We start from the raw sequence: 10,424 nt of genomic DNA, 5'->3' as shown, positions 1-10,424 counted from the left end.
CCAATTCTTACATCAAATCAACGGTTTACGCTATGCTCGCCAGCAGTCCTGCATAATCCGGGCTAGAGACTGATCGCTTTAGGTGCGATCACGCTCTGGCCATTTTTCTGAGGGCGATTCACGCTTTCGGCTCGCTCGGTTGAGCGAATCTCAAACGATCGCGCTTGGATTTGGCCGCTCTAAACGCAATGCCGCGCTAAGCTTTCCGGGAGTAGATCACTATGACGGATTCGCATTCAGCGATGAGTCTGTGAGCGCGCGCCAGCGCCTCGGCATGCGCGGCTTCCGCACTCAGCCCTGGAACCGAGAGTTGCTGCCCTTGCGCGAGATTTTTAACTTGCTCTTTGAGGATCGCGCGTATCTTGATCCAGTCTGCTTCCAGGGTTTCATTCAGATCCATGGCATAAATCCTCATTCTGGTTTGACGATCTTTGAGGCGGCGCCGCCGCGGCGCGCGAGAATGCAGCGGCAGCCGGATAACTGTGGCAGCTACATGGTTAAATGGTTGATTGCTATATAATCATGAAATGCCCGGCCGCGATACCGGGAAAAAGGGCGTGCGGCGCAACCGGCCTTACATGCCGGTTGCCGCCACCAGCCGGGCGTCCGCCGCCGGATGGGTATCCGCGCCGCCGGCGGGTCTTTTGCCCAGCATATGGCAGATTGAATAGCATAGTGCCGCGCGGTTGAGCGTATAGAAATGGAAGTGACGAACGCCGCCATCATAAAGTCTCATGCACATCTCAGCCGCGATGGTGGCGGCCACAAGCTGGCGCGTCTCGGGCTGTTCATCCAGCCCCTCGAACAGCCGGTCCATCCAGGGCGGAATCGCCGCCCCGCACTGGGCAGCGAATTTCCTCGTCTGCGCGACATTCGAGACCGGAAGAATGCCGGGGACAATCTCGGCGTTGATTCCGGCGGCGGCGGCGCGATCACGCAGGCGCAGGAACGTCTCGGGTGAAAAGAAGAACTGGGTGATGGCGCGATCCGCCCCGGCGTCAATTTTGGCCTTGAGATTATCCAGATCAGCTTTGATGCTGGGGGAATCGGGGTGGCATTCAGGATAGGCCGCGACCGAGATTTCAAACGGCGCAACCGCTTTCAGCCCCGCGGTCAGCTCCGTGGCATTGGCAAAGCCATCCGGATGCGGAGTGAAACGCTGGCCGGCCTGCGGCGGATCGCCGCGCAGAGCAACGATATGGCGGATGCCTGCCGTCCAATAACTTTCCGCGATATCCAGTATTTCACGTTTACTGGCGCCAACGCAGGTGAGATGCGCCGCCGCCGGCATGGCGGTTTCGCGGGCGATGCGGGTGACCGTGGCATGGGTGCGCTCGCGCGTGGAGCCGTCCGCGCCGTAGGTCACGGAGACAAAACGCGGAGCCAGCGGCGCCAGGCTCCTCACGGTGTCCCACAACGCGGCGTCCATTTTATCAGTTTTTGGCGGAAAAAACTCGAATGAAACTTCGATATCCCCTGCGGCGTCCGCGAAAATCGGGGCGCCTTGCCGGGCCGGAGAGAGCGAGTTCATGCGGCAATGTCTTTCATGTCAGCCACGGCGGGGCGCTGGCCCAGCCAAAGTTTCACGGTTAATTCACCGCCCTCGAGCGGCTGCGGCGGCTTGCTCTCGAGTCCCGCGCTGGCGAACCAGCCGGCGATCTGCTCATCGGTGAAGCCAAGTCTCGTGTGCGCATGGCGTGTGCGCAGCTCCTCTTTTTCGTGCGGACCAAAATCCACGACCAGCAGCCTGCCGCCGGGGGTGAGCAGGCGCGCCGCCTCGGCAATCGCCATTTCGGGCTGCTGGGCATAGTGCAACACCTGGTGGACAATCACGGTATCGGCGGAGGCGTTCGGTAGCTCCAGCGCGTGGAAATCCCCCTGGCGCAGTTCCACATGCTCCAGCCCGGCGCGGGCCAGCTTGGCGCGGGCGAGGCGCAGCATCTCGGGGCTGCGGTCTATCCCGATCACGCTGAGCGCCCTCTCCCCGAAAAGCTCGATCATCCGCCCGGTGCCGGTGCCGATATCAACCAGCCGGCCGATGGGCGCGGCACCCAGGCTGGCGCGGATCGCGGCTTCAACCTGGCTCTCCGCCACATGCAGGGAGCGCATTTCGTCCCATTCAGCGGCGTGGGCGTTAAAATATTCCTCCGCGGCGCGGGCACGGTCGCCTCGCACGGCGGCGAGACGGGCCATATCCGCCACCGCCCAATAGTCGCCTTGTTCCTTACCGCTCCAGGCATCGATGGCGGCCAGCAATGGCGCCATCCGCGCTTTATCGCCCAGGCCGAGGAAAACCCAGCTCCCCTCCTTGCGGCGCTGCGCGATCCCGGCATCGGCGAGGATTTTTACATGGCGCGAGACACGCGGCTGACTCTGCCCCAGCACCTGCGCGAGTTCGCCGATGGAAAGCTCCATCGCCCGCAGCAGCGCGAGAATCCGCAACCGGGTTGGGTCGGCGAGGGCGCGGAAGACTTCAAGTGCGTCATTCATATGAATTACAGATATAAGGATATGTTTATATCACTGTCAACGCTTTTATAAATGCGGCGGCCAGAATAAACCCCCGCCCCCGCGTCTCTGGCCATGCCGGATTTATAGGCTTACAAATTCTGTCAGTGGGATCGTGAAGGGCGGATTGGCGTGACGAACCGGCATGAGTGAAAATGTGAGACTGCATCTGTTGCGCTGGTGTGTTCTTTGTGCCGGGTTGGCCGTGTTCGCGGGCAATGGCGCGCAGGCGGCCCCGGCGGTGGGCTGGGTGGCGGCCGTTGCGGTCATGCAGACTCCACGGATTTCGGGTTTCGCAAGTGAGCAGCCGGGCGGCCTCGTTACCGTGGCTTCCGCTCAGTCCGGGATTGTTGCCACGCTTGATGTTCTACCCGGACAGGCGGTTGCGGCGGGGCAGAAAATTGCCCGGCTTGGCGGTCCGCAGATCACCGCCGCCATGGTTCAGGCGCAAGGCGTGGTCCTGGACGCAAAAGCCGCGCAGCATGCGGCGGAAATATCCCTGACGGCAGAGCAGCAGAAACTGCGGCAGCATCTCTCCACCCTGCAACTCGTTGCGCAGGCCAAGGCCGCGCTGGCCGCCGCCATGGCACGGAGCGCCACGGCGGCGGCCAATTTAGCCGCGCTGCGGGAAGACGTTATCCTGCGCAGCCCGCTGGCAGGGGTGGTGCAGAGTGTGCAGACCGCCAACGGTGATCTGCTGGCGGCCGGTCAGGCTGCCGCCACCATACAGCCCGCCTCGGGCACCTGGCTGCGCGCCGTGTTCTATAACGCCGCCGCCGCCGATATTGCCCCCGGCACCACGGGCCTGTTCACGCCCGGCAATGGCGGTGATCCGGTGCCGGTGAGCGTGCGTGGCGCGCTTGGCGCGGTGCAGCCGGACGGCGGCCTGCCGGTGGCTTTAATACCGGGCGCCCCCCTCGCGCCGGGCATTTTTGGCACGGTCACGCTTACCCTGCCGGCGCGGGCGGAGACGATCGTGCCGGCCGATGCCTTGATTCTCGACAAAGGCCAATGGTGGGTGATGCTGCACACGGCGCAGGGCGATCATCCGGCCGCGGTCGTGCCGGGCCCGGCGCAAGGCGATGACACGGTGATAAAATCCGGCCTGAAGCCGGGCGAGGATGTGGTCGTGGTGAATGCGTATCTGCTTTACCACCGCGGCATCGCGGCCTTGTATCAGCCGCCTGATTAGCCGGGCGCCCATGATGAACGCACTCAGCCGCGTTTTGCTGCGGCCCGCGCTGTGGATTTTGCTTTACGGCGCAATGATCGGCTACGGCATTTACGCGCTGGTGAACATTCCGGTCGAGGTTCTGCCGGCGTTCAATTTTCCGGCGGTCAGCGTCATCACGCATCTGCCGGGCACCACCGCCACCACCATGGAAACTCTGGTCGCCACGCCGCTTGAGGGCCAGTTGCTCGGCCTGCCGGATGTGACCGAGGTGCGCTCCACCATCGGCGATGGGCTGGTTGAAACCGATCTGCGATTCCGTGAGGGCACGGACCCGAACGCTGACCTGCAAGCGGTCAACGGCGCTATTGACCGGGTGCGCGCCAGCCTGCCGCCCGCTGCCCAGCCTTTATCCGAGATCATGGGCAACGCGATCAACGAGGTGGCCGACTACGCGCTACAAATCCCCGCCGGGGTACCGCGCGAGGAGGTTTCCCGCACGGTCGCCGCCACCATCATCCCCGCCTTGCGCGGCATCTCCGGCGTGCAACTGGTCAACAGCGCTGGCATCGGCGATGCCGCCCTCTGGGTGCAGCCAAACCTCGGCGCCCTGCGCCAGGCGCATATTCCGGTGAGCGCGCTCACCGCGGCGCTGGCCGGGCAGGTGAGCCTGGCGCCCGGCGGATATCTCACGCTCGGGCATCAGGATTCGCTGATTGAGCTGCATAACCTGCCGACGCACATTGCTGATTTAAACGCAACGCCGGTCGCCGGGCCAGATGGGCCGGTGGCGCTTGGGAGTCTGGCGCGCATTATCCGCACCACACTGCCCACCCACCAGCGCGAATTGCTGGATGGCCAGCCAAGCATTGCGCTGACGATTTTCAAACAGCAAGGCGCCTCCACCCTGCCGGTGACGCAGGCCATCGCCCAGAAACTGGCGGCGTTGAGCAGCCAGTTGCCGCCCGGCGTGCGGTTTATCCGTATTTATGACCAAGGGCATCTCGTGCATGCCGTGGGGGCTGATCTGCGGCGCAACCTCATCATCGGCGGCGTGCTGGCGATTGCGGTGATGCTCTTCGTGCTGGGTGCGCGCAGCGGCGCGTGGCTGTTGGCGTTGAGCATCCCGGTCTCGCTGCTGCTCGGCATCGCCGGGCTGTATGCCGCCGGGCAGAGCCTCAATTTAATGACCCTGGGCGCGATCACCGTGGCGCTGGGGCTGGTGGCCGATGACGCGATCATCGTGCTGGAGAGCATCTGCCACCGCTGGGAGGTGGGCGACGCCCCCGCCGCCGGTGTTTTGCGCGGCCTGCGTGACATCGCGGCGCCGGATATCATCGGCACGCTGACCACTATCCTGGTGTTCGTCCCCTTGTTGTTCACCGGCGGGCTGGCCGGGCTGTTTTTCATCCCCTTCGCCTTGGGCATGGTGTTCTCCCTGCTGGCCTCCCTGCTGGTATCGCTCACGCTCATCCCGCTCGGCCTCAGCCTCGTGCGCCATGGCGGGGCGATCCCGCAGCCCTCGCGGCGCAGCGAGCAGCTCCTGGCCGCGCTGCGGCGCCACAACCGCCGCCTGTTCAACTTCGTGCTGGCGCATCCGCGCTGGAGCATCGGCGGCTGTTTCCTGCTGCTGTTGTTAAGCCTGGCCGCGATGAGCCTGGTCTCGGTGAATATTCTCCCCTTGCCGAATGAAGGCGTGCTGCTGGAGTCCTTCACGCTGCCGCCCGGCACCGCGCTGCTGGACACGCAGGCGGCGGTCAATTCAATCGTCACCCGCATCAACGCCGACCCCGCGGTGGCCCACAGCCTGGCGCGTATCGGCTCATCCGCGGGCAGCAACTACACCGAGCCAGCCTATGCCGGGGAAATCGAGATTTTGCTGAAGCCCGGTGCCGGGGCGAACAGCCTGGATGCGATTGCCGCCCGGATTCTCGCCGCAAGCCAGACGCCCGCGGTGCAACTCGGTATCGATACCCCAACCGTGGAGCGCCTGGGCGAGAGCCTCTCGGGCCTGCCGCAGCCCTTTGAAATCCAGCTCTACGGCACGCAATTCCCGGCGATGAGCACCCTGGCGGATGCGATCACCAGCCGCCTCGCAACCGTCAAGGGCCTCTCCGGCGTGTTCAATAACGACGGCTATCCTGAGACGCAGATCAACGTGCAGCCGCGCCCCGCCGCGCTGGCGGCGGCTGGTCTCAGCCCGGCGCAATTGAGCAATGAGCTCTCCACCCTGCTGGCCGGGCAGGTGGTGACCCAGGTGCCCGACGGCAATCTCGCGCTGCCGGTTTATCTCCGCCTGCCTGATCCGGCCGCGTTTTCCCTCGATGACCTGGCAGCCCTGCCTGTCGGCAACCAGAGCGCCACGCCGCTCGGCCAGCTCGCCAGCATCAGCCTCGTCACCAGCCCGAATCAGTTTCACCATATCGACGGGGCGCGCGCCTTCGATATTCTGGCGACCCCCACCACCGCGCCGGGGGCTGCCATCACCGCCGCCAAAAGGGCGCTGGCCAGCCTGAAGCTGCCGCCTGATTACCGCATCGCCTTTGGCGGGCTCTACCCCATGTTGGAGGCCGCCGCCCTCGGCCTGGGGATTGCCGCACTCGCCGCTGTCATCCTCATGGCCGGCGTGCTGGTGCTGCGCTTTGGCGGCAGGCGTGCGCCGGGGTTGCTGATGATGCAGATCCCCCTGGCGATGACCGGCGGCGCGCTGGCCCTGGCGGCAAGCGGGCTGGGGCTGAACGGGATCGGCCTTGTCGGCTTCCTCACCCTGGTGGGGGTCAGCCTGAACCACGGCATTGTCCTGCTTGACCGCGCCCAGCAAAACGAGAACGCCGGGCTGGACCCAGCACAAGCCATGGAGGAGGCGCTGAATGTGCGGTTTCGCCCGATTTTCCTCACCACCATTGTCGCCGTGCTGGGCATGCTGCCCACCGCTCTGGGGTTTGGCGCAGGCGCCGCGCCGGAACAGGGGCTGGCCATCGTCATCGCGGGCGGCATCGTCTGGAGCGCGCTGCTCAGCACCAACCTGATCCCGGCATTATACATTCGCTACCGCGGCAAATAAGCGCCGGGTAAGGTTGCGCGCTCAAACATCAAACATAAGTTGAGAGTATTCAGCTATTGGCTGAATACTCTCAAACAGGCTTCGCTCAGGCGTGGCGCAGCGCGTATTCCAGCGTATCGAGCGCCTCGGCGAACACGCTGTCCTGGATTGTCAGCGGGTAGAGGAAGCGGATGACATTGCTGTAAACGCCGCAGATCAGCAAAATCAGCCCGCGCTGCTGCGCGATGGCCTGAACCTTTTTCACGAACTCCGCCTGCGGCTCGCCATCCTTGGGGTTGATGAACTCGGCCGCCACCATGCTGCCCGGCCCGCGCACATCGGCGATGAACGGCACCGCCTCGCGCAGCGTGTTCAGCCGGGCTTTCAGCCGTTCGCCCAACACGGTGGCGCGGTGCTCCAGTTTCTCATCCTCGATGATCTCCAGCACCGCATGGGCCGCGGCAACGGCCAGCGGATTGCCGGCATAGGTGCCGCCCAGCCCGCCGGGAGCCGCCGCATCCATCAGCTCCGCCCGGCCGACCACACCGGCCAGCGGCAGGCCGGCGGCGATGCTCTTGGCGAAGGTAAGCAGGTCGATGGTGACATCATGCTGCGCGGAGGCGAAGAACGTCCCGGTGCGGGCCGCGCCGCACTGGATTTCATCGGCGATCAGCAGAATACCGTGCTCATCGGCAATCTGGCGCAGGCCGCGAATAAACGCCACCGGCGCCGGGTAGAACCCGCCTTCGCCCTGCACCGGCTCGTAGATGAACGCGGCGACGCGCTTGGGGTCGATATCGCTCTTGAACAACCGGCGGACATGGGCCAGCGAATCCTCGATGCTGACGCCATGCAACGGATTGGGGAAGGGCGCGTGGAAGACATCGCCAGGCATCGCGCCAAAGCCGGTCTTGTAGGGAGCCACCTTGCCGGTCAGCGCCATGCCGAGCAGCGTGCGGCCATGGAAGGCGCCGTCGAACGCGATGATGCCCGAGCGCCCGGTCGCCGCGCGGGCGATCTTAACGGCATTTTCCACCGCCTCGGCGCCGGTGGTCACCAGTATGGTCTTCTTGGCCCCGGCCCCCGGCGCGCGGCGGTTCATCTGCTCGGCGAGCGAGACATACCCCGCATAGGGCACCACCTGATACGCGGTATGGCTGAAGCGGCCGAGCTGTTCGCTAACCGCCGCGATCACGCGGGGGTGGCAATGGCCGGTGTTGAGCACCGCGATGCCGCCCGCGAAATCGATATAGCGGTTGCCCTCGATGTCCCATAGTTCGGCATTGAGCGCCCGCTCGGCGTAGAAGTTTTCCAGCACGCTCACGCCGCGCGGTGTCGCGGCCTGGCGCCGTGCGTCCCACGCGGCGTTGCTCTGGGTGGTGTCTGGTTTGGAAGCTGCATTCAACATGAGATATTTCCTTGGTTCTGGTGAAAGTGGCTCTGGTGAAAGTCCCGCCCTTACCCTGCGGCGTAACCGACAACGCCTTTAATTTCGAGGAACTCTTCGAGCCCCCACTGGCCCCATTCGCGGCCATTGCCTGACTGTTTGTAGCCGCCGAAGGGGGCGTTCAGATCACCCTTCGGATAGTTGATGTAGACATTGCCGCTGCGCATCTTGCGTGAGATTTCCTGCGCCCGTTCGCGGTTGCCCGATTGCACATAGGCGGCCAGACCATACACAGTATCATTCGCCAGCGCGATCACCTGCGCCGGGGTCTCATAGGTGAGGATCGAGAGCACGGGGCCAAAAATCTCTTCCCGCGCGATGCGCATATCCGGCGTCACATCGGCAAACACTGTGGGGCGGACATAATAGCCCCGGTTCAGCCCGTCCGGCCGGCCTGTGCCGCCTGTCACGAGTGTGGCGCCCTCGTCGATCCCGGCCTGGATCATTGCCTGTATCTTGTCATATTGCAGCTGGCTGATCACCGGGCCCATATAAACCTCCGGGTCCGACGGCGCCCCGACCTTGATTGACTCCGCCGCCCGCCGGGCAGCGCCCACCGCCACGTCGCGGAACTGTGCGGGGACAAACATGCGCGTCGGCGCGTTGCAGGACTGGCCGGTGTTCTGGAAACAATCCACCACGCCGGTAGTCACCGCGGCTTCGATATCCACATCGTCGAGCAGAATATTGGCGGATTTTCCACCCAGCTCCTGGTGCATGCGTTTGATCGTATCGGCACCTGCCTTGGCGATGAGAATCCCCGCGCGCGTGGAGCCGGTGAAGGAGATCATGTCGATATCAGGATGCTCGGACATCGCGGTGCCCACGCCGGGGCCATCGCCGTTGACCAGATTGAACACGCCGGGCGGAACCCCCGCCGCGTGCATCACCTCGGCGAAGATGATGGCATCCAGCGGCGCGATCTCGGATGGTTTGAGCACCATGGTGCAACCGGCGGCAATCGCCGGGCAAACCTTGCAGGTGATCTGGTTGATCGGCCAGTTCCATGGCGTGATCATGCCGACCACGCCGATCGGCTCCTTGGCGATCAGCGTCGTGCCCTGCATGTGCTCGAACTCGAAAGTCTCCAGCACCGAGATCATCTGGGTCAGATGCCCAACACCGATGGCCGCCTGCGATTTATGCGCCAGCGTCACCGGCGCGCCGAGTTCCAGCGTGATCGCGTTGGCGATATCCTCATAGCGGGCCTGGAAGGCCGCGAGAATCCGCTTGAGCAGATCGAGCCGCTCCGCGCGCGTCGTCTGGCTGAATGTCTCGAACGCCTTGCGGGCGGCGGCCACGGCGAGGTCCACATCGGCTTTCGAGCCCAGCGAGATCTGCGTGAACGCCTCTTCGGTCGCGGGGTTGATCACATCCATCGTGCGCGGCGTAACCGGGTCAACCCATTCGCCATTGATATAAAACTGCCGCTCATGTGACATCATTGTTATTCCTTATGAAAAAATCTGAAAACGCCGGTTTCATGCATCCCGCCGGGCGCGCACGGCCTGGCCAAAATGCTCAAACAGCGCGCGGTTGGGCGCGCTCAGCTCGGGCCGGTATTCCGGATGCCATTGTACGCCGATAGCGAAGGGATGACCATCGGCGGCGGCGATCTCGGGAATGCCATCCTCGGCATAGCCATGCACGGTGAGGCCGTCGCCGATTTTCGCCAAAGCCTGATAATGCAGCGAATTCACCGCGAAAGACGGCGCACCGAACACATCGGCCAGCGGCGAGGCTTCGATCAGGCTCACCTGGTGCAGCGGCGCGTAACGGTCCTCGTAACTGGCGTCTTCGGGGGCATGATGTGCAACCGCCGGGTCCTGCGCGGGAATTTTGGTCTGCAGCGTGCCCCCCTGCGCGACATTCAGCTCCTGCAAACCACGGCAGATGAAAAGTGCCGGAACCCGCGCGCGCAGGATCGCGGGGATCAGCATGAGCGACAGCGCATCGCGCTCATCGTCGAACGGCCCATCCCCCGCCGCCGCATCGCCGTAGCGCCAGGGCCGGATGTTCGAGGGGCTGCCGGTGAAGAGAAACCCATCGCACAGCGCCAGCAGATCATCCGCGCCGCCGCGCCCCTGTTCGCTCAGCAGCGCGATCGGCAGGCAATCGGCAAATTGCGACACCGCCTGCACATATTTATCGCCGATAAGTTGATACGCCATGCCGCCCAGATCGCGCATGTCAGTGATAACGCCCACGACGGGCCGGCGTGTCGTTTTCATTTATCAACCTCGGAGCATTGGTTT

Annotated in this window: 8 protein-coding genes; 2 read left to right on the top strand and 6 right to left on the bottom strand. The window is 64.2% G+C overall.

Annotated features, from left to right (window positions below; translation table 11 throughout):
- Nucleotides 1-196 precede the first annotated feature (196 nt).
- The 3 genes from QQJ84_RS08855 to QQJ84_RS08845 form a co-directional block, all read right to left on the bottom strand.
- Complete coding sequence (locus QQJ84_RS08855) at nucleotides 197-400, bottom strand: hypothetical protein (RefSeq protein WP_284257787.1); 204 nt, start codon at nucleotides 398-400, stop codon at nucleotides 197-199.
- Between the two features lie 174 nt (nucleotides 401-574).
- A complete protein-coding gene (gene metF, locus QQJ84_RS08850; RefSeq protein ID WP_284257786.1) occupies nucleotides 575-1,531 on the bottom strand; it encodes a methylenetetrahydrofolate reductase [NAD(P)H] in 957 nt (318 codons plus the stop codon).
- Nucleotides 1,528-2,490: an ArsR/SmtB family transcription factor gene (locus tag QQJ84_RS08845; RefSeq protein WP_284257785.1), complete on the bottom strand. Its 963-nt coding sequence runs from the start codon at nucleotides 2,488-2,490 to the stop codon at nucleotides 1,528-1,530. Before QQJ84_RS08845 ends, metF begins: the two co-directional genes overlap by 4 nt.
- A 163-nt stretch (nucleotides 2,491-2,653) precedes the next feature.
- Here QQJ84_RS08845 and QQJ84_RS08840 point away from each other — a divergent pair, with 163 nt between their 5' ends.
- The gene (locus QQJ84_RS08840; protein WP_284257784.1) at nucleotides 2,654-3,700 is read left to right on the top strand and encodes an efflux RND transporter periplasmic adaptor subunit; all 1,047 of its coding nucleotides are present in this window, start codon (nucleotides 2,654-2,656) and stop codon (nucleotides 3,698-3,700) included.
- A gap of 10 nt (nucleotides 3,701-3,710) precedes the next feature.
- Nucleotides 3,711-6,743, top strand: coding sequence for an efflux RND transporter permease subunit (locus QQJ84_RS08835; protein WP_284257783.1), 3,033 nt, complete (start codon nucleotides 3,711-3,713; stop codon nucleotides 6,741-6,743).
- A gap of 85 nt (nucleotides 6,744-6,828) precedes the next feature.
- On the opposite strand, the gene gabT is transcribed toward QQJ84_RS08835, so the two are convergent.
- The 3 genes from gabT to QQJ84_RS08820 are packed head-to-tail and all read right to left on the bottom strand — an operon-like array spanning nucleotide 6,829 to nucleotide 10,400.
- Complete coding sequence (gene gabT, locus QQJ84_RS08830) at nucleotides 6,829-8,130, bottom strand: 4-aminobutyrate--2-oxoglutarate transaminase (RefSeq protein ID WP_284257782.1); 1,302 nt, start codon at nucleotides 8,128-8,130, stop codon at nucleotides 6,829-6,831.
- Nucleotides 8,131-8,180: 50 nt separating this feature from the next.
- Entirely contained in the window at nucleotides 8,181-9,611 is a 1,431-nt protein-coding gene (locus QQJ84_RS08825; protein ID WP_284257788.1) for an aldehyde dehydrogenase family protein, read from the bottom strand.
- Between the two features lie 39 nt (nucleotides 9,612-9,650).
- Nucleotides 9,651-10,400 (bottom strand): gamma-glutamyl-gamma-aminobutyrate hydrolase family protein, encoded by a 750-nt coding sequence (locus QQJ84_RS08820; RefSeq protein ID WP_284257781.1) that lies wholly within the window; start codon nucleotides 10,398-10,400, stop codon nucleotides 9,651-9,653.
- Nucleotides 10,401-10,424: the final 24 nt, after the last annotated feature.

The organism is Acidocella aquatica (assembly GCF_030160635.1).
GTDB lineage: Bacteria > Pseudomonadota > Alphaproteobacteria > Acetobacterales > Acetobacteraceae > Acidocella > Acidocella aquatica.
This window is presented reverse-complemented; position numbering and strand designations above follow the sequence as displayed.